This window comes from Enterobacter cloacae complex sp. I1M (assembly GCF_014982425.1).
Taxonomy (GTDB): Bacteria; Pseudomonadota; Gammaproteobacteria; order Enterobacterales; family Enterobacteriaceae; genus Enterobacter; species Enterobacter intestinihominis.
This window is the reverse complement of record NZ_JADCLG010000042.1, coordinates 60,436-80,478: the sequence shown is the minus strand read 5'-3', so window position 1 is coordinate 80,478 and position 20,043 is coordinate 60,436. Positions and strand designations below refer to the sequence as shown.

Sequence of the window (20,043 nt, the reverse complement as noted above, 5' to 3'; positions counted from 1 at the left end):
TTTTTACCAGCGTGCTTTCAGCAGGTTCGGCTGAATACCATTGATAGAATGGGTATTGCTGAACGGCTGCTTGATGCCTGCTTCGAATTCGTCGCGGAAATATTTAATCGCGCTCTGCAGCGGCTCGACGGCACCCGGTGCGTGGGCACAGAAGGTTTTACCTGGCCCTAAGAATCGACACAGTTGCTCAAGTGTCTCGATATCGCCAGGCTGGCCTTCGCCACGTTCGATAGCGCGCAGGATCTTCACGCTCCACGGCAGACCGTCACGGCATGGTGTACACCAGCCGCAGGACTCGCGGGCGAAGAACTCTTCCAGGTTACGCACCAGGGATACCATGCCGATCTCGTGGTCGACGGCCATCGCCAGCGCGGTACCCAGACGGCTGCCTGCTTTACCAATGCTTTCGAACTCCATTGGCAGGTCAAGGTGGGCTTCGGTTAAGAAGTCTGTCCCTGCCCCACCCGGCTGCCAGGCTTTGAATTTCAGGCCATCGCGCATGCCGCCGGCGTAGTCTTCAAGAATTTCACGTGCGGTGGTGCCGAACGGCAGCTCCCAGACGCCGGGATTCTTCACGCGACCGGAGAAGCCCATCAGCTTGGTACCGGCATCTTTACTTGATGAGATGCCCTGATACCACTCCACGCCGTTCGCAAGGATAGCCGGAACGTTACACAGGGTTTCGACGTTGTTTACACAGGTCGGTTTACCCCACACGCCGGAGCTTGCCGGGAACGGTGGCTTGGAGCGCGGGTTCGCGCGGCGGCCTTCCAGGGAGTTAATTAGCGCGGTTTCTTCACCGCAGATATAACGCCCGGCACCGGTGTGCACGAACAGCTCGAAGTCAAACCCGGTGCCCAGGATGTTTTTACCCAGCAGTCCGGCTTCAGTGGCTTCGGCAATCGCGCGACGCAGGTTTTCAGCCGCTTCGATGTATTCGCCGCGCAGGAAGATGTAGCCACGGTACGCTTTCAGCGCGAACGCGGAGATCAGCATGCCTTCCACCAGCAGGTGCGGCAGCTGTTCCATCAGCAGGCGGTCTTTATAGGTACCCGGCTCCATTTCATCGGCGTTACACAGCAGGTAACGGATGTTCATGGATTCATCTTTCGGCATCAGGCTCCACTTCAGACCGGTGGAGAAGCCCGCACCGCCGCGCCCTTTCAGGCCAGACTCTTTCACCGCATTAACGATGTCGTCTGGCGCCATGCCGCCGAGGGCTTTACGCGCACCGGCATAGCCGTTTTTGCTCTGATATTCGTCGAGCCAGACCGGCTGTTTGTCATCACGCAGACGCCAGGTCAGCGGATGCGTCTCAGCAGTACGAATTACAGTTTTCATTTGTACTGCTCCAGCAGGTCAGGAATCGCTTCCGGCGTCAGATGGCTGTGAGTGTCCTCATCAATCATCATGGTCGGTCCCTTGTCGCAGTTACCCAGGCAGCAGGTTGGCAGCAGGGTAAAGCGTCCGTCGAACGTGGTCTGGCCCGGCTTAATATTAAGTTTCTTCTCAATCGCAGCCTGAATGCCCTGATAACCGGTAATGTGGCAGACAACGCTGTCACAGTAGCGGATCACATGGCGGCCGACCGGCTGACGGAAGATCTGGCTGTAGAACGTGGCTACGCCTTCTACGTCACTTGCCGGAATGCCCAGCACTTTTGCGATCTCATAGATCGCCCCATCCGGCACCCAACCACGCTGTTTCTGTACGATTTTCAGCGCTTCAATGGACGCCGCACGCGGGTCTTCGTAGTGGTGCATCTCGTGCTCAATGGCGGCACGCTCTGCTTCACTCAGCTCAAAAGCCTCGGTTTGTGGTTGTTGATTCTCGTGCATAATTAGCGGTCCACATCTGACATAACAAAATCGATACTACCCAGATACACAATCAGGTCGGAGACCAGACTGCCGCGAATGGCGGCCGGGATCTGCTGCAGGTGCGCAAAGCTTGGCGTACGCACGCGGGTACGGTAGCTCATGGTGCTGCCGTCGCTGGTGAGGTAGTAGCTGTTGATACCCTTGGTCGCTTCAATCATCTGGAAGGATTCTTGTGCCGGCATGACCGGGCCCCAGGAAACCTGCAAGAAGTGGGTGATCAGGGTTTCGATATGTTGCAGCGTGCGCTCTTTCGGTGGCGGCGTCGTCAGCGGGTGATCCGCCTTGAACGGGCCTTCCGGCATGTTGTTGAGGCACTGCTCAAGGATGCGCAGGCTCTGGCGCAGCTCTTCCACTTTCAGCATCACGCGGGTGTAGCAGTCGGAAACGCCGCCGCCAACCGGGACTTCAAAGTCGAAGTTCTCGTAGCCAGAGTAAGGACGGGCTTTACGCACGTCGAAATCAATACCGGTTGCGCGCAGGCCAGCACCTGTGGTTCCCCACTCCAGCGCCTCTTTCGCGCCGTAGGCAGCAACGCCCTGGGAGCGGCCTTTCAGGATGGAGTTACGCAGCGCGGCTTTCTCGTAAGACGCCAGACGTTTCGGCATCCAGTCGAGGAATTCACGCAGCAGGCGGTCCCAGCCGCGCGGCAGATCGTGCGCCACGCCGCCGATGCGGAACCAGGCCGGGTGCATACGGAAACCGGTAATCGCTTCCACCAGATCGTAGATTTTCTGACGGTCGGTAAAGGCGAAGAAGACCGGCGTCATCGCGCCGACGTCCTGAATGAACGTGGAGATGTACAGCAGGTGGCTGTTAATACGGAACAGTTCAGACAGCATCACGCGAATCACGTTAACGCGATCCGGGACGGTGATGCCTGCCAGTTTCTCAACGGCCAGCACGTATGGCATCTCGTTTACGCAGCCGCCGAGGTATTCGATACGGTCGGTATACGGAATGTAGCTGTGCCAGGACTGACGCTCGCCCATCTTCTCAGCACCACGGTGGTGGTAGCCAATGTCAGGCACGCAGTCGACAATCTCTTCGCCGTCAAGCTGAAGAATAATACGGAATGCACCGTGCGCAGAGGGGTGGTTTGGACCGAGGTTAAGGAACATGAAGTCCTCGTTTTCGGTGCCGCGCTTCATGCCCCAGTCTTCCGGCTTGAAGGTCAGCGCTTCCATCTCCAGATCCTGCTTGGCTTTGGTCAGCTCAAACGGGTCGAATTCGGTGGCGCGTGCCGGGTAGTCTTTACGCAGCGGGTGGCCGGTCCAGGTCTGCGGCATCATGATGCGCGTCAGATGCGGGTGGCCGTCGAATGTCATGCCGAACATTTCCCAGGTTTCACGCTCGTACCAGTTAGCGTTTGGGAAAAGTTTTGTGATCGTCGGCAGATGCATGTCGTTTTCAGACAATGCCACCTTGAGCATGATATCCGTGTTGCGGTCTATTGAGATCAGGTGGTAGAAAACGGAAAAATCCGCAGCAGGGAGACCCTGGCGGTGCGTTCTCAGACGTTCGTCCATGCCGTGTAAGTCAAACAGCATGACGTAAGGTTTTGGCAATTTCTTGAGGAAATCGACAACTTCCAGTAATTGCTCACGCTTCACCCAAACAACGGGTACCCCGGTGCGGGTGGCCTGAACAGTAAAGGCATCCGGCCCAAAACGGTTGCGCAGTTCGCCAATGACGGGGTCATCGAGATGATCCCGGGTCTGCCAGGCGGCTTCTTGCGCGGTTAAGTCGGTCATATTGTTCACCATTGCAAATGGTCCGTGGTGACTGTTAAGCCTGGCTTCGCGCTATTTGAGTAGTGATATGCGAAGGTGTTCTCCAGGCCCACAGGCGCAAATTAAATTTCGTCAGGCGTACGCAGGTTGGTGACGGCAATACGTTCACCACGTTTACGCTCGCGCTCAGACTGCATGTTCGCGCGATAGACACCTTGATCGCCAACAACCCAGGAGAGCGGACGGCGTTCTTTACCGATTGACTCCTGCAGCAGCATCAGCGCCTGCATATAGGCCTCTGGACGCGGCGGGCAGCCCGGGATGTACACATCCACCGGAATGAACTTATCAACGCCCTGCACAACGGAATAAATGTCGTACATACCGCCGGAGTTTGCACATGCGCCCATGGAGATAACCCATTTTGGCTCCAGCATCTGGTCATAAAGACGCTGAATAACCGGTGCCATCTTGGTAAAGCAGGTTCCGGCCACCACCATCAGGTCAGCCTGACGTGGAGAAGCACGCAGTACCTCGGCCCCAAAACGCGCAACGTCATGCACCGCAGTGAATGACGTCACCATTTCAACGTAGCAGCAAGAAAGGCCAAAGTTGTATGGCCAGATGGAGTTCTTACGACCCCAGTTGACCATATCGTGCATGGCATGTTCGAGCTTGCCCATGTACACGCTTTTGTTGACTTCTTGCTCCAGGGGGTCGGTTACGATCTCCTGTTTTTGCAGGGGGTAACGGTCATTCTCACCGTTAGGATCTATGCGGGTGAGCGTATAATCCATCTTATTGCCTCGCTGTTACTGCTGACGATTAGAGATACTGTTTTCCGGGTTGATGTGTTCACGGCGTGAACGCACAGGTGTCCAGTCCAGCGCGCCAATACGCACCAGATAAACCAGACCGGCCAGTAACACTAAAATGAAAATTGCGGCCTCGACAAAGCCCACCCAACCACTTTCGCGAATGGAGGTAGACCACGCGAAGAGGTAAAGCGCTTCCACGTCGAAAATGACGAAGAACATGGCTACCAGGTAGAACTTGGCAGACAGGCGTAAGCGAGCGGTACCTACTGAATCAATACCTGATTCGAAAGGTGTGTTTTTGTGCCTTGCGCGGGCGCGACCGCCCAGGAACCAGCCGCCGACTAACATCAGGCAGCACAGGCCAATGGCTACAATAAGAAAGATTGCGAATGCCCAGTGATGAGCGATGACTTCTGTGGATGTTGACATACTCATTGCTTACTCATCAAAAGTGATACCGACGACACTGCTCTTGCTGGCAGATGGGCATCACATCGATTCATGGGGAGGAACAAAATAACCTTACACTAACTGTCAGAAATGAGACATAGACAGCAAAATGATGGGGTTTTTTACTCCTTTCTATAACCTTTTGTCAACTTTAACAAAGGTTTCTTCACATTAAATTACAACGTGCGATTCTCATTAACATTTGGTGCCCTTTAACCCTGGTGGGTACATGACTTTACGTCAAATGCATCTTGTTGAATCGTGTCCGTTTTGGAAGTAAAAAAAATAACCCTCCTATTTTGACAGGATTTGCCAACGATTCCTCCCCCCAAATGGGAGTATTTTCTTGATCTGAGACACGCTTTTGTTAATTCAATCAAAAAAACAGCAACATATTTCCTGTTTTTTTAACATCGGCGGGGTATTAGGCAAGTTAGAAGAGGTATCGTTTACAACTTAACCAAAAGCATTTTCTGCATTGATAAATAAGCGGTATTTGCTTTAACCCTGCTCCGTTCGCGGTTATGAATAGCAAAAAAAACCACTCGCAGGAAAAAATCATGCGAGTGGCTCTTTTTTGCACTTACATTTTGTTACGAGAATTTTGGGGGAATGATCACTCAAAATCCCTTTCCACAATCAGGGAGTCATCCCCTCCTTCCGGAGTAACAGGCGCGTACTGCCATGGATTGTGGTAGTTTTCCATTGCCTCGAATACCACTTTCGCTAGCTCGTTGTTGCTGGCGGCATTATGGCACAGCAGGTACTCCGTATCCGGCAACGACGGGAGTCCCTCAGATTGACCCAGCACACGCAGATCGGGGCTCATCATCTCCACCGGACGGGCTGTTACGCCAAGTCCGGCCTTCACTGCCGCTCGTACCGCAGGCAACGTTGACGCAACGTACGCCAGGCGCCACGGAATACTGGCTTCGTTGAGCGCAGTCAGCACCATATCGCGGAACGGACTAGGATCGTCCAGCAGGACCAGGGGTATTGGCTCACCTTTTTGCAATACGTACTCCGCGGCACAGTACCAGTGCGTAGGAGAAGTACGCAGCGTCAGGCAGTCATACTGGCCAGGTCGATGCGTGGTGACCACCAGGTCAACCTCGTTTTCTTTCAGCATCTCAACCATGAAGGCATTGCGTTTAACGCTAACGTCCAGGGCAAGCTTCGGATAAACCGAGCTAATTCGGTTGAGAAGGAAGGGCAAAATGGTATCTGCTGATTCATCTGACGCCCCTAATGTTAACACTCCCTGAAGGTTGCTAAACATTAATGACATACAGGCTTCATCATTAAAGCGCAGTATCTTTCTGGCATAACCCAGAAGCTGAATACCATGTTCTGTTAAAAGCTTATTACGTCCATGACGCGCAAAAAGCTCTTTACCAACCAGTTGTTCCAGCCGCTGCATTTGCTGACTCACGGCGGACTGGGTACGGCAAACGGCGGCAGCAGCTGCTGCAAAAGTGTTGAGATCGGCGACCGCAACAAACGTTCTCAGCAGATCGAGGTCGAGATTCATTATCGGACGATTTGCATTTATCATATCTTTTCACTTTCAGGTTGCTCGTGCGGAGCTGCCCGGGTTGAAGCTGTGTGTAACAGTTAAGCAATTCCTTCTGAAGAGTTTCCCTCGCGTCCCGGCCCGGCAGACTGCCTGACAGATAGTTATTGTACTTTGGTATATCAACAGTCAGAAATCACGTTTCATGACGTTATTTTTATTCTCTTGCGTTCAGGATATTTCGTTATCTGAAGGTAGATGTAAATTCCATTAAGAGTAAGACATGTTTTCTGCCATCTATATCGCAGCGTTGCCAGCGTAGCAAGATGTGACTTACCCAATCAGCCAGAGATTACTTTAACAATAACAATCGATTAATACAGGAAGGCAGAAGCTGATATACGTAACAGGCCTATCGCTACGCTGCATTCCCAAAACACATCTTAACCCAAATCCACTATATTTATAAGTCTTATTGCAATATAACGGATTTAACGCCAATGATAAGCAACTACACTCTTTTTATTAAAATTAACGAAAGTTGCATTTTCGTCGTTAATAATAAATAAAGTTTAATTTAGATTCAGGCCATTCATTAATAACACTTAACATTAATTTCACATGAGTAACTTTTAACCTGGCTTTGCTAATAGAGCAAACTGTATCTCAGCATTCAGGTTTTACGAATGGTCACTCAGGGGGACTAACGCTTCAGCCCGGATCGTCTTTTTATTTAAATCAGAATAATATTAATATTTATGTGAAACTTTCAGCATAAAAAACCCAACATTAAGCGTTTTCACGGTAATTTCAGGCGCAAAATCACTCCATCATTAGATTAAGCAATCACAGCAGTGCTGCCTGGTTGGACAAAATCTTCTTCTGTGCGCCCTTCAAAACGAAGCGCGGTGGGAGTACATTGTTCCGTGCTGCTTCCACGGCAGGAAGTTGCAATAATAGCGAAAAGGTTAAAGGTTCATGTCCCCTATCGAAAAATCCAGCAAGCTCGACAACGTCTGTTACGACATCCGTGGCCCGGTACTCAAAGAGGCAAAACGCCTTGAAGAGGAAGGCAATAAGGTTCTGAAACTCAACATCGGCAACCCCGCGCCATTTGGTTTTGAAGCGCCGGATGAGATCCTGGTGGATGTGATCCGTAACCTGCCCACTGCACAAGGCTACTGCGATTCAAAAGGGCTCTACTCCGCCCGTAAAGCCATCATGCAGCACTATCAGGCTCGCGGTATGCGCGACGTCACCGTTGAAGATATCTACATTGGCAACGGTGTCTCGGAGTTGATCGTTCAGGCGATGCAGGCGCTCCTGAACAGCGGCGATGAAATGCTGGTTCCCGCTCCAGACTATCCGCTGTGGACGGCTGCGGTATCGCTCTCCAGCGGTAAAGCGGTGCACTATCTTTGCGATGAATCGTCGGACTGGTTCCCGGATCTGGATGACATTCGCGCCAAAATAACACCGCGCACCCGGGGAATCGTGATCATTAACCCGAATAACCCGACGGGCGCGGTCTATTCAAAAGAGCTGCTGATGGAGATCGTCGAGATCGCCCGCCTGCACAACCTGATCATCTTTGCCGACGAGATTTACGACAAGATCCTGTACGACGCGGCGCAGCACCACTCTATCGCCGCGCTGGCGCCCGATCTGCTGACGGTCACCTTTAACGGACTGTCTAAAACTTACCGCGTTGCCGGTTTCCGTCAGGGCTGGATGGTACTGAACGGTCCAAAAAAACATGCGAAAGGCTACATTGAAGGGCTGGAGATGCTGGCATCCATGCGTCTGTGCGCCAACGTACCGGCGCAACATGCGATCCAGACAGCACTCGGGGGCTATCAAAGCATCAGCGAGTTTATCGTTCCAGGCGGCCGCCTCTATGAACAGCGCAACCGTGCATGGGAATTAATTAATGATATTCCGGGCGTCTCCTGCGTGAAGCCTAACGGCGCGCTGTATATGTTCCCGAAAATCGACGCGAAGCGCTTCAATATTCACGACGACCAGAAAATGGTGCTCGACTTCCTGTTGCAGGAAAAAGTGCTGCTGGTTCAGGGGACGGCGTTTAACTGGCCGTGGCCGGATCACGTGCGTATTGTAACCCTGCCGCGCGAAGACGATCTCGAAATGGCCATCAGCCGCTTCGGGCGATTCCTCTCGGGGTACCATCAGTAACGCTGACTTTCCGCCGGGTGGCGCTGCGCTTACCCGGCCTGTAACATCTGCAAATTTGCATCTTCCCTCCCCTCCCCGCACAATGAAGTCCGTCGCAGTGAAGACATAAGGTAACCTATGAGTCAGAGTCATTTCTTTGCCCACCTCTCCCGCCTGAAACTCATCAACCGCTGGCCGCTGATGCGCAACGTGCGCACTGAAAATGTGTCTGAGCACAGTTTGCAGGTTGCTATGGTCGCTCATGCGCTGGCAGCAATTAAAAACCGCAAATTCAACGGGCAGGTTAATGCCGAACGTATCGCCCTGCTGGCGTTGTACCACGATGCATCGGAAGTGCTGACCGGGGATCTGCCTACGCCGGTGAAATATTTCAACTCGCAGATTGCCCAGGAATATAAGGCCATTGAGAAGATTGCCCAGCAGAAGCTGATCGACATGGTGCCTGATGAGCTGCGCGATATCTTCGGGCCGCTGATCGACGAGCATCAGTATACGGAAGAGGAGAAATCCCTGGTTAAGCAGGCCGATGCGCTGTGCGCCTACCTGAAATGTCTGGAAGAGTTATCCGCGGGGAATAACGAGTTCCTGCTGGCGAAAACGCGCCTGGAGAAAACGCTCGACTCCCGCCGTAGCGAAGAGATGGATTACTTTATGCAGGTGTTTGTGCCGAGCTTCCATTTGTCTCTGGATGAGATCAGTCAGGATTCACCGCTGTAGTTTTTCGCCCAGCGGCGCTGCGCTTGCAGGGCCTACGAATCACGTAGGCCGGGTAAGGCGTAGCCGCCACCCGGCGATGTTCTCAGAACGGGAATAACACCGGAATCAGCACCACGCATACCAGCATCACCAGCACGGTGAACGGCACGCCCAGCTTTACAAAATCGCTGAATCGATAGTTTCCCGGCCCCAGCACCAGGGTATTGACCGGGGAAGATACCGGCGTCATAAATGCCGCGGACGCCGCCATCGCTACCACCATCGCAAACGGATAGGGCGAAACGCCCATCGATTTTGCCATCGCCAGCGCAATAGGCGCCATCAGCACCGCCGTTGCGGTATTGGAGATGAACAAACCAATGGTGGCGCACATGACGAACAGGCAAACCATCATCAGGTACGGACCATATCCCCCGCCCGCGTCCATTAAGCCTTTTACGATCAAATCCACCCCGCCGGTTTTCTGTAGCGCCAGGGCGAAGGGCATCATCCCAACGATGAGAATGATGCTTGGCCAGTGAATCGCTTTGTAAGCGCTTTCGGCGTCGATACAGCGGAATTTGCCCATTAACAGACAGGCGATTATCGCCGCCACCGGGTTAGGGATCTCGTCCGTCAGCATCAACGCGACCATCAACACCAGGCAAAAAATCGCATGGGGCGCCTGACTGTGCGCCGGTGACGCGTCGCTCTCTTCAATCGGCATATTCAGCACCACAAAATCGCGGCCTTTCTGCCCGAGCTGGCTAATCAGTTTCCAGTTGCCGACCACGAGGAAGATATCCCCCAGCAGGATCGGCTCATCCACCACCGCCCCTTCAAGGGCTACGCCATCGCGCTTCAGGCCCACCACGTTGAGGCCATAGCGGGTACGAAAGCCGATTTCGCGCACGGTTTTGCCCAATAACTCCGATTCCGGGATCAGCGACACCTCGGCCATTCCCACATCCAGCGCCCGGTCGGAGAAATACTCGCCGCGCAGCACCATCGGCTCCAGCAGCTGCTCGCTACAAAACTCTCGCAGATCCACGTCCGCAGTGGACATATCAATCAGCAGGACGTCACGCGCGCGAAACTCTGACACCCCATTCACGTTAACGATTACCCGACGAAAACGACGCCAGCGCTCAACCCCGATGACGTTCGCGCCATAGCGTTCGCGTAGCTTAAGGTCGTCCAGCCGCTGGCCTATCATCGGCGAACCGGGGCGGATAGCCAGCCGACGGGCGCGCCCGGTCAGACGGTACTCTTTGATCAAATCGCGAAAAGTTCGCCGCTTCCAGCCCTCTTTGGCTTTGTCCTGCTTCTCCCCTTTCAGCGCGAAACGGGTCAACAGCATATAGATAATGCCCATCACCAGTACAACCAGCCCGATCGGCGTGACGCTGAAAAAGCTAAACCCCTCAAGCCCCTCACGGATCAGTTCGCTGTTCACGACGAGGTTCGGCGGGGTCGCGACCAGCGTCATCATGCCGCTGATGAGCCCGGCAAAGCTCAACGGCATCATCAGCCGCGACGGGGAGATCTGCATCCTCATGCAGACGCTCAGCACAACCGGAATAAAGATGGCCACGACCCCCGTCGAGCTCATAAACGCACCCAGTCCGGCGACCGTCAGCATCAGGTAAATCAGCATTTTGGTTTCGCTGCTGCCCGCCACTTTAACCAGCCACGACCCCATCATCGTCGCCACGCCGGTGCGTACCAGCCCGTCGCCAATAATAAACAGGGCGGCAATCAAAATAACGTTGGGATCGCTAAACCCGGAAAAGGCTTCTGGCAGGGAAAGGGTACCGCTCAGAACGAACGCGACAATCACAAACAGGGCGACGGCATCCATGCGCACCTTGCCCGTGGCAAAAAGAATGATGGCGATTAACAGCAGGCTCAGGACCCAAATCAGTTCACCGTTCACAACATGTCCTTGTCAGTGGAGGAGAAGCAATTCTGCCATAAAAAAGCCCCGGTAATGCGGGGCTATATCATGGGATTACATTTTTAGCGAGACGGTTACAACGCCGTCTGATGCCTTCGAGACGTCGATGGCGGTCAGAGTATTAAGCACAAAATCCGCCTCCTCCAGCCGGGGGGACCCCGCCGGGACGTTAACGGCAATGACGTGGCTTCCGGCGTTCAGCCCGGCCAGCACGCCTGCCGCCGCGTCTTCCACCACCACGCACTCCGCTGGCGCAAGGCCGAGCAGTTCAGCGCCGAGCAGAAACGCATCCGGTTCGGGCTTGCCGCGCTTTACGCGCTCAGCGGTAATGAAGACGTCCGGCGTCGGTAAACCGGCCGCCTTATGGCGGGCATGCGCGACAGGAACCGAGCCGGAGGTGACGATAGCCCACGGGATCTGCGCTTCATTCAGATGCTCAAGCAGTTCGCGCGCACCGGGCAGCGCGGTGATGCCCTCAGTGTCGGTAGCTTCAATCTGCTCCAGATATTTGAACTCCGCCTGAATCTCTTCCTCAGGACGTCCCGCCAGGAAGTGCCGCAATGAGGTAATGGCCTGTTTGCCATGGATGAAATTCAGTACATCCTGATGGTCAATGCCGTGCCTGTCGGCCCAATGACACCAGGAACGCTCCACTACCGGCAGCGAATCCACCAGCGTACCGTCCAGATCAAACAGAAAACCTTTACACTGCACACGCACCTCCGTCAGGCATTAATGATTTGTTGAATTTCGTTGCTGCTTAAATGGTACTGACGCGGACAGGCGTGCCACGCGCTCAGCATACGTTGATACTTATCCCACATTGGGGTCTGGGCGTTGAAGCCGTGCGTACCCGCATCAAAATGAGTGTAGCGCCCTTCGGTGTTCACCATAAAGCGCACATAGCTCAGATAGCGCGCTTCTGTCGCGGCATCAAAGCCCAGGAACGTTACGCGGCGCTCGTCAATGGACTGCTGGTCTTTCAGATTGGTCCAGGACACATGCAGCGCATGGTACATCTCCATGATGTCGATAACGATACGGCAGGTTTCCTCTTTCAGTTCGCCAAATTCGCGATCCAGTTCGCGCATCTGCAAGCCAAAACCACGTTCAACAATGGTTTGCAGGCGGCTGTAGCGCGCAGCGTTATCGGGATCAAGCATAGTCATCATCTTGTACTGGTTAGACAAAATCAGACGTTGAGCATGGGTCATTTCCATCTTTCGACTCCTGTAGCGCATTGCACTGTAAAAAAAAGACACGGTAACTGATTGTTACTGTGCCTTCTTTTGGTCGTCGTTTCGATGATCAATCACAAGTCATCGAGGAATGTTTTATCAAGCTGTTTAAACGCGCGCTTGAGGGTGTCCGCCAGCGCCTGATAATCCGGCTTGCCTTCAACCGGGGCGAGCGCCTGGCCGGCCTCCTCCAGTTTTCCACGCACTTCATAAAACCAGTGTAAAATAGAAGGCGGAAGTGGCGTGACGGAACGTTTACCTAACCACCACAATCCCTGCATCGGCAGGCTTAACGCAAAGAGCGCCGTCGCGACGGCAGGTCCAAGCTGTCCACCCAGCGCAATTTGCCAGCAAAGAGTAAAGACGGCGATCGGGGGCATAAAGCGAATCGCATAGCGCGTGGCGCGAATAGTGCGATTTTCAATAAACATGGGCGCGAGGCGCTTTTCCATCGGCCATGTCTTTGCGTAATGCTGTCCCCGACGAAACAGACTAAAAAAGTTCACGGACGGGATTTCAGGTGTTGACATGGCTGTACCTCAACTTCACATATAAAAATTAAAATTTTCGTGCAAAACCACAACAGGCTATGACAACGTTCAAAATATTTTGTCATCGCTACCCCGTATCGGGTATCCTGTGCCAGCCTGATAGGCCGTAGACGAGAAGCGTTAACTCGTCAAATTATCGCATATTATGCCATTGTCTGAAAAATGTTCAAAATGGCTTAAAATCATAGGTATTTCTTCCATCCTGCCAGAATGTTCGTTTGGCATGATGTTAATCATAAATGTCTGAGTCAGCATGCGTTACGCTTTAGACTCATTGACGTTTTTTTAGCCACGTATCAATTATAGGTACTTCCATGTCGAGTAAGTTAGTACTGGTTCTGAACTGCGGTAGCTCTTCACTGAAATTCGCCATCATCGATGCGCTCAACGGTGATGAGTACCTCTCTGGTTTGGCCGAATGTTTCCATCTGCCTGAAGCACGTATCAAGTGGAAGATGGACGGCAGCAAACAAGAAGCGGCTTTAGGTGCAGGCGCCGCTCACAGTGAAGCGCTGAACTTTATCGTTAACACTATTCTGGCACAAAAACCAGAACTGTCTGCTCAGCTGACTGCGATTGGTCACCGTATCGTCCACGGCGGCGAAAAATACACCAGCTCCGTGGTAATCGACGACTCTGTGATTCAGGGCATCAAAGACTCTGCGTCTTTCGCACCGCTGCACAACCCGGCTCACCTGATCGGTATCGCTGAAGCACTGAAATCCTTCCCGAATCTGAAAGATAAAAACGTGGCCGTGTTTGACACCGCGTTCCATCAGACCATGCCGGAAGAGTCTTACCTCTATGCCCTGCCATACAGCCTGTACAAAGAGCACGGCGTACGTCGCTACGGCGCACACGGCACCAGCCACTTCTATGTGACTCAGGAAGCCGCAAAAGTACTGAACAAGCCGGTTGAAGAAGTCAACATCATCACCTGCCACCTGGGCAACGGTGGTTCTGTTTCTGCTATCCGCAACGGTAAGTGTGTTGATACCTCTATGGGTCTGACCCCGCTGGAAGGTCTGGTGATGGGTACCCGTTCCGGTGATATCGACCCGGCGATCATCTTCCACCTGCACGACACCCTGGGCATGAGCGTTGACGACATCAACAAAATGCTGACCAAAGAGTCTGGCCTGCTGGGTCTGACCGAAGTCACCAGCGACTGCCGTTACGTTGAAGACAACTACGCAGAAAAAGCTGACGCTAAACGTGCAATGGACGTTTACTGCCACCGTCTGGCGAAGTACATCGGTTCTTACACCGCGCTGATGGACGGTCGTCTGGACGCGGTTATCTTCACCGGCGGCATCGGTGAGAACGCGGCAATGGTACGTGAGCTGTCCCTGGGCAAACTGGGCGTACTGGGCTTCGAAGTCGATCACGAGCGTAACCTGGCTGCCCGCTTCGGCAAGTCTGGCTTCATCAACAAAGAAGGCACCCGCCCGGCTATCGTTATCCCAACTAACGAAGAGCTGGTCATCGCGCAAGACGCGTGCCGCCTGACTGCCTGATTCCACACCGCCAGCAATGCTGGCGGTGCTGTTTTGTAGCCCGCCCAACGCGGCGGTAACGAAAGAGGATAAACCGTGTCCCGTACTATTATGCTGATCCCTACCGGAACCAGCGTCGGCCTGACCAGCGTCAGCCTCGGCGTGATCCGCGCTATGGAACGCAAAGGCGTTCGTCTGAGTGTCTTTAAGCCTATCGCCCAGCCACGTGCCGGTGGCGATGCGCCAGACCAGACCACCTCCATCGTTCGTAAGAACTCCAATCTGCCAGCGGCTGAACCGCTGAAGATGAGCCACGTTGAATCTCTGCTCTCCAGCAACCAGAAAGACGTGCTGATGGAAGAGATCATCGCCAACTACCACGCAAACGCGCAGGACGCTGAAGTGGTGCTGGTTGAAGGCCTGGTCCCGACCCGTAAACACCAGTTTGCCCAGTCTCTGAACTTTGAAATCGCGAAAACCCTGAACGCAGAGATTGTTTTCGTGATGTCTCAGGGCACGGACACCCCAGAGCAGCTGAAAGAGCGTATCGAACTGACGCGCAGCAGCTTCGGCGGTGCGAAAAACACCAGCATCACCGGCGTGATTGTTAACAAGCTGAACGCACCGGTTGATGAGCAGGGCCGTACGCGTCCTGACCTGTCCGAAATCTTCGACGACTCTTCCAAAGCGAAAGTCATCAAAGTTGACCCGGCTAAGCTGCAGGATTCCAGCCCACTGCCGGTGCTGGGTGCGGTGCCATGGAGCTTCGATCTGATTGCCACCCGTGCAATCGATATGGCGCGTCACCTGAATGCCACCATCGTTAACGAAGGCGATATCAACACCCGCCGCGTGAAGTCCGTGACCTTCTGCGCGCGCAGCATTCCGCACATGCTGGAACACTTCCGCGCAGGTTCCCTGCTGGTGACCTCTGCTGACCGTCCAGACGTGCTGGTTGCAGCGTGCCTGGCTGCGATGAACGGCGTGGAAATCGGTGCGATCCTGCTGACCGGTGCCTACGAGATGGACCCGCGCGTCAGCAAGCTGTGCGAACGTGCGTTCGCCACTGGCCTGCCAGTCTTCATGGTGAACACCAACACCTGGCAGACCTCCCTGAGCCTGCAAAGCTTCAACCTCGAAGTGCCGGTTGATGACCACGAGCGTATCGAGAAAGTTCAGGAATACGTTGCGGGCTACATCAACGCAGACTGGATCGAATCCCTGACGGCGACGTCCGAGCGCAGCCGTCGTCTGTCTCCTCCAGCCTTCCGTTACCAGCTGACCGAGCTGGCGCGTAAAGCGGGCAAACGCGTGGTTCTGCCAGAAGGTGACGAACCACGTACCGTTAAAGCGGCGGCCATCTGTGCAGAGCGCGGTATCGCGACCTGTGTGCTGCTGGGTAACCCGGATGAGATCAACCGCGTTGCGGCGTCTCAGGGCGTTGAGCTGGGCGCTGGCATTGAGATCGTTGACCCGGAAGTGGTTCGCGAAAGCTACGTTGCCCGCCTGGTTGAGCTGCGTAAGAACAAGGGCATGACCGAAGCCGTTGCGCGCGAGCAGCTGGAAGACAACGTCGTGCTGGGTACGCTGATGCTGGAGCAGGACGAAGTTGACGGCCTGGTTTCCGGTGCGGTTCACACCACCGCGAACACCATCCGTCCACCGTTGCAGCTGATCAAAACCGCACCGGGCAGCTCTCTGGTCTCCTCCGTGTTCTTCATGCTGCTGCCTGAACAAGTTTACGTTTACGGCGACTGCGCGATCAACCCGGACCCAACCGCAGAGCAGCTGGCAGAAATCGCTATCCAGTCTGCGGACTCCGCGACTGCCTTCGGTATCGAACCGCGCGTCGCGATGCTCTCCTACTCCACCGGTACCTCTGGTGCAGGCAGCGACGTAGAGAAAGTCCGTGAAGCGACCCGCATTGCGCAGGAAAAACGTCCGGATCTGATGATCGACGGCCCGCTCCAGTACGATGCCGCGGTAATGGCTGACGTTGCGAAATCTAAAGCGCCTAACTCGCCGGTTGCAGGTCGCGCTACCGTGTTCATCTTCCCGGATCTGAACACCGGTAACACCACCTATAAAGCGGTACAGCGTTCAGCAGACCTGATCTCCATCGGGCCAATGCTGCAAGGTATGCGCAAGCCTGTGAACGACCTGTCTCGTGGTGCGCTGGTTGACGATATCGTCTACACCATCGCGCTGACGGCGATTCAGTCTTCGCAGCAGCAGTAAGCTAAAAAGCCCGGTAGCGCTAGCGCTTACCGGGCCCAGGGTTTTGTAGGCCGGATAAGCGAAGCGCCATCCGGCAAAAAAGGCGACCATTCAACGGTCGCCTTTTTTATTACAGCAACTCTCGTGCCGCCGACACAATGTCATGTGCCGTCAGGCCATACTCCTTCTGCAGGAAGTCCTGCGTGCCTACCTGACCGTAACGCTCCTTCACCCCAACCCGCCGCATCGGCACCGGACAGGTTTCCACCAGCACTTCCGCCACCGCCGACCCCAGCCCGTTGTGAATGCTGTGGTTTTCGCAGGTCACAATACGCCTGGTTTTCTCGGCATAATTTTTCACCAGCATCCGATCGATGGGCTTCAGGGTAAACATGTCGATGACCGCTGCGCTTACCCCCTCCTGCTCCAGCTGGCGCGCCGCCTCCAGCGCTTCCGCCACCATAATGCCGTTAGCAATCAGGGTAATATCGGTTCCCTCGTGCAGCACGTTGCCCTTGCCGATGGTGAAGGTTGACCCCGGGGCATAGACGCTCGGCGCCTGTTTACGGATGGTCCGCACCCAGTAGAAGCCTTCCAGGTCGATAAGCTGACGCAGCACATCTTCGAACATCACCGCATCGGTCACCTCCAGCACTACTGAATGCGCCAGACCGCGCACGATGCCCATATCCTCAAACGACATATGCGTCCCGCCGTTGTGGCAGGCCGTCACGCCCGCATCCGAGGCAATCACCTTCACGTTATTGCGCTGGTAGTCCAGGGACATAAACAGCTGGTCGAAGCAGCGACGGCTGGCAAAGGCGGTAAAGGTATGGACGAACGGCTTACGTCCGGTGAGCGACAGCCCGGCGGCCGTCCCAATCACGTTGGCCTCCATAATGCCGCAGTTGATGACGTGCTGTGGATAATCACGCGCTACGCCGTCCATCGCCATCGAACTCATCAGATCCGCTTCGAGCGCAATAATCTCGCTCCCGGCCTCAATCTGTTTTGCCACAAAACCCGCATAGACCTTACGCATCTCAACCGAATCTTTCTGTCCTGTCGGTGCAACCTTAATCATGTGAAGCCTCCAGTTGGCGAATCGTCTCGTTGAGCGCCGCTTTGCTCTCCTCAGTTAATCGCAGGTGATGCGAGTTGCTGAGCTGTTCCAGGTATGGCACCCCCTGCCCTTTGATGCTGTCGAGGATCACCACCCGCGGACGCGCATCGGTCGCAGGGATCGGCGCGGTCACCTCCAGCAGCGCCGGAATGTCATCCCCCTTCACCGTCACTACGTCAAAACCAAAGGCCCGGAATTTGCCTTCCAGATCGAAGGCGCTGATGATTTCGTCCAGCTCGCCGTCGAGCTGCTGTTTGTTCCAGTCCACGAACACCGTCAGATTGTTCAGTCGATGGTGAGCAATAAACTGGAAGGCTTCCCAGCACTGCCCTTCGTTCAGCTCCCCGTCGCCAACGATGCAAAACACCCGGTTTGGCCTTTCTGCCAGCTTGTGCGACAGCGCCATGCCGCCTGCAATGGAGATCCCCTGCCCCAGCGATCCGGTGGTGGCATCCACGCCGCGTGTTTTCAGGCGATCCGGGTGGCTTGGCAGACGCGTTCCGTTCTGGTTTAGCGTGCTCAGCTCTTCAATCGGGAAGTAGCCCTTAATCGCCAGCGTGCTGTACAGCGCCGGGCCCGCATGTCCCTTCGACAGCACAAAGTAATCGCGCTCTGGCCAGTCCGGATCGGCCGGGTCAATTTTCATTACCGCGCCGTACAGAACGGCCAGTGTTTCAACGACTGACATGCTGCCGCCGTAGTGACCAAAACCCAGCTGCGTCAGGGATTTCAGCGTCTCAAGGCGGATCTGACGCGCCAGTTCGGTTATTTCATTTTCATTCATGATTTGGCTCCGGGGTTTTCCTGCGCGTTACCGCTGGCAGGTTTGTTTTTAGCGAAGACGTTGTAGGCCACCAGCAGCGCAAACAACACAACAACCAGTCCGGTGATGGCAAGCGGCGACAGGAAGCGCGCCAGGTTGCCGAGCACAATCCCGACGGCGCCAAAGTCGGCGTCCGAGAAGGTCGTATTCGCAAAGCCAATCGCGCCCAGAACAGGCAGCAGCAGGACCGGCAGGAAGGTGATCAGCAGGCCGTTAGCAAAGGCGCCAATCATCGCCCCGCGACGTCCGCCGGTGGCGTTCCCAAACACGCCCGCCGTTGCACCGGTGAAGAAATGCGGCACGACGCCCGGCAGGATCAGCACCCAGCTAAACTGACCGCAGATGAACAAGCCTACAATCCCGCCGAGGAAGCTGAACAGGAAGCCAATCAGCACCGCGTTTGGCGCATACGGGTAGACCACCGGGCAGTCCAGCGCAGGTCGCGCATTGGGCACCAGTTTTTCCGAGAAGCCGGTAAAGGCCGGGACAATTTCCGCCAGAATCAGGCGCACACCCTGCAAGATGATAAACACGCCTGCCGCGAAGGTGATGGCCATAATGATGGCGTACACCAGGTAGTTCTGGCCGCCGCTGAAGGTGGCCTCCACGTACTCACGCCCGGCGCTCACCGCCATAATCAGGTAGATAATCATCATGGTCAGTGAGATGGAGATCGAACTGTCGCGCAGGAAGCTGAGGTTCTTCGGCAGGTTCATCTCTTCGGTGGAGCGCGAGCCTTTACCGACCTTGCTGCCAATCCAGCCGGACAGCACGTAGCCCAGCGTGCCGAAATGACCGAAGGCAATCTCATCGTTGCCGGTAATACGCTTCATATAGCGCTGCGCAATCGCCGGGAAGAAGGCCATAATCAGGCCGAGGATCAACGAACCGGTGAAGACCAGCCCTACCCCTTCGAAGCCTGCGACCGTCAGGATCACGCCAATCATGCACGCCATGTAGAAGGTGTGATGCCCGGTCAGGAAGATGTACTTCAGGCGGGTAAAGCGCGCGACAATAATATTCGCCACCATCCCGAAAGCCATAATGAGCGCGGTGGAGGCACCATATTTTTCCAGGGCAATCGACACAATAGCTTCATTGTTGGGAATAATGCCCTGAATATTAAAGGCGTGCTCAAACATACCGCCGAGCGGATTTAAAGAGCCCACCAGCACGGTTGCGCCGCCGCCCAGTACAATAAAGCCGAGAATGGTTTTAATTGTGCCTTTTACCACATCTGAAAAGGCTTTTTTCTGCGCCACCAGACCAATCAGGGCAATTAACCCGACCAGGACGGAAGGGACTTTTAAAATATCAACAACGAAATTCAGCGTTTCAAGGATAAACATATCCACCTC

Annotated in this window: 17 protein-coding genes; 4 read left to right on the top strand and 13 right to left on the bottom strand. The window is 54.7% G+C overall.

What is annotated here, in order from left to right; all coding sequences use genetic code 11:
* Positions 1-3: 3 nt before the first annotated feature.
* The 6 genes from nuoF to lrhA form a co-directional block, all read right to left on the bottom strand.
* Positions 4-1,341, bottom strand: coding sequence for an NADH-quinone oxidoreductase subunit NuoF (gene nuoF, locus INF86_RS21055; protein WP_003861487.1), 1,338 nt, complete (start codon positions 1,339-1,341; stop codon positions 4-6).
* Complete coding sequence (nuoE, locus tag INF86_RS21050; RefSeq protein ID WP_006176513.1) at positions 1,338-1,838, bottom strand: NADH-quinone oxidoreductase subunit NuoE; 501 nt, start codon at positions 1,836-1,838, stop codon at positions 1,338-1,340. The genes nuoF and nuoE overlap by 4 nt, the downstream gene beginning before the upstream one ends.
* 2 nt (positions 1,839-1,840) lie before the next feature.
* Positions 1,841-3,643: an NADH-quinone oxidoreductase subunit C/D gene (nuoC, locus tag INF86_RS21045; protein ID WP_003861484.1), complete on the bottom strand. Its 1,803-nt coding sequence runs from the start codon at positions 3,641-3,643 to the stop codon at positions 1,841-1,843.
* 89 nt (positions 3,644-3,732) lie between these two features.
* Positions 3,733-4,407, bottom strand: coding sequence for an NADH-quinone oxidoreductase subunit NuoB (gene nuoB / locus INF86_RS21040; protein ID WP_003861482.1), 675 nt, complete (start codon positions 4,405-4,407; stop codon positions 3,733-3,735).
* A gap of 15 nt (positions 4,408-4,422) precedes the next feature.
* A complete protein-coding gene (gene nuoA, locus INF86_RS21035; protein ID WP_003861475.1) occupies positions 4,423-4,863 on the bottom strand; it encodes an NADH-quinone oxidoreductase subunit NuoA in 441 nt (146 codons plus the stop codon).
* 631 nt (positions 4,864-5,494) lie between these two features.
* Positions 5,495-6,433: a transcriptional regulator LrhA gene (lrhA, locus tag INF86_RS21030; protein WP_032622483.1), complete on the bottom strand. Its 939-nt coding sequence runs from the start codon at positions 6,431-6,433 to the stop codon at positions 5,495-5,497.
* Between the two features lie 936 nt (positions 6,434-7,369).
* Here lrhA and alaA point away from each other — a divergent pair.
* Together alaA and yfbR are read left to right on the top strand one after the other, a co-directional pair.
* Entirely contained in the window at positions 7,370-8,584 is a 1,215-nt protein-coding gene (gene alaA, locus INF86_RS21025) for an alanine transaminase AlaA (RefSeq protein ID WP_022648831.1), read from the top strand.
* A 117-nt stretch (positions 8,585-8,701) separates the two neighbouring features.
* Positions 8,702-9,301 (top strand): 5'-deoxynucleotidase, encoded by a 600-nt coding sequence (yfbR, locus tag INF86_RS21020; RefSeq protein ID WP_022648832.1) that lies wholly within the window; start codon positions 8,702-8,704, stop codon positions 9,299-9,301.
* An 82-nt stretch (positions 9,302-9,383) separates the two neighbouring features.
* On the opposite strand, the gene INF86_RS21015 is transcribed toward yfbR, so the two are convergent.
* From INF86_RS21015 to yfbV, 4 genes are all read right to left on the bottom strand, one after another.
* Positions 9,384-11,216, bottom strand: a complete 1,833-nt coding sequence (locus INF86_RS21015; RefSeq protein ID WP_022648833.1) for an SLC13 family permease — start codon at positions 11,214-11,216, stop codon at positions 9,384-9,386.
* 75 nt (positions 11,217-11,291) lie between these two features.
* A complete protein-coding gene (locus INF86_RS21010) occupies positions 11,292-11,951 on the bottom strand; it encodes a sugar phosphatase (RefSeq protein WP_022648834.1) in 660 nt (219 codons plus the stop codon).
* An 11-nt stretch (positions 11,952-11,962) separates the two neighbouring features.
* The gene (locus tag INF86_RS21005) at positions 11,963-12,457 is read right to left on the bottom strand and encodes a YfbU family protein (RefSeq protein WP_008502874.1); all 495 of its coding nucleotides are present in this window, start codon (positions 12,455-12,457) and stop codon (positions 11,963-11,965) included.
* 92 nt (positions 12,458-12,549) lie between these two features.
* Positions 12,550-13,005 carry a terminus macrodomain insulation protein YfbV gene (gene yfbV, locus INF86_RS21000; protein ID WP_003861459.1) on the bottom strand — a complete coding sequence of 152 codons (456 nt, stop codon included), beginning with the start codon at positions 13,003-13,005 and terminating at the stop codon, positions 12,550-12,552.
* A 335-nt stretch (positions 13,006-13,340) separates the two neighbouring features.
* On the opposite strand from yfbV, the gene ackA reads away from it, so the two are divergent.
* Both ackA and pta read left to right on the top strand, forming a co-directional pair.
* Positions 13,341-14,543 (top strand): acetate kinase, encoded by a 1,203-nt coding sequence (ackA, locus tag INF86_RS20995; protein ID WP_022648835.1) that lies wholly within the window; start codon positions 13,341-13,343, stop codon positions 14,541-14,543.
* A gap of 75 nt (positions 14,544-14,618) precedes the next feature.
* Positions 14,619-16,760 (top strand): phosphate acetyltransferase, encoded by a 2,142-nt coding sequence (gene pta / locus INF86_RS20990; protein ID WP_022648836.1) that lies wholly within the window; start codon positions 14,619-14,621, stop codon positions 16,758-16,760.
* 109 nt (positions 16,761-16,869) lie between these two features.
* Here the strand turns inward: pta and INF86_RS20985 are convergent, their stop codons facing one another.
* Genes INF86_RS20985 through INF86_RS20975 form a run of 3 tightly spaced genes read right to left on the bottom strand, consistent with a single transcriptional unit; the run spans position 16,870 to position 20,034 of the window.
* Complete coding sequence (locus INF86_RS20985; RefSeq protein ID WP_193543901.1) at positions 16,870-17,823, bottom strand: transketolase family protein; 954 nt, start codon at positions 17,821-17,823, stop codon at positions 16,870-16,872.
* On the bottom strand, positions 17,816-18,646 hold the full coding sequence (locus INF86_RS20980; protein WP_023300630.1) for a transketolase: 831 nt from the start codon (positions 18,644-18,646) through the stop codon (positions 17,816-17,818). Before INF86_RS20980 ends, INF86_RS20985 begins: the two co-directional genes overlap by 8 nt.
* A complete protein-coding gene (locus tag INF86_RS20975) occupies positions 18,643-20,034 on the bottom strand; it encodes a PTS ascorbate transporter subunit IIC (protein ID WP_017383437.1) in 1,392 nt (463 codons plus the stop codon). The genes INF86_RS20980 and INF86_RS20975 overlap by 4 nt, the downstream gene beginning before the upstream one ends.
* Positions 20,035-20,043: the final 9 nt, after the last annotated feature.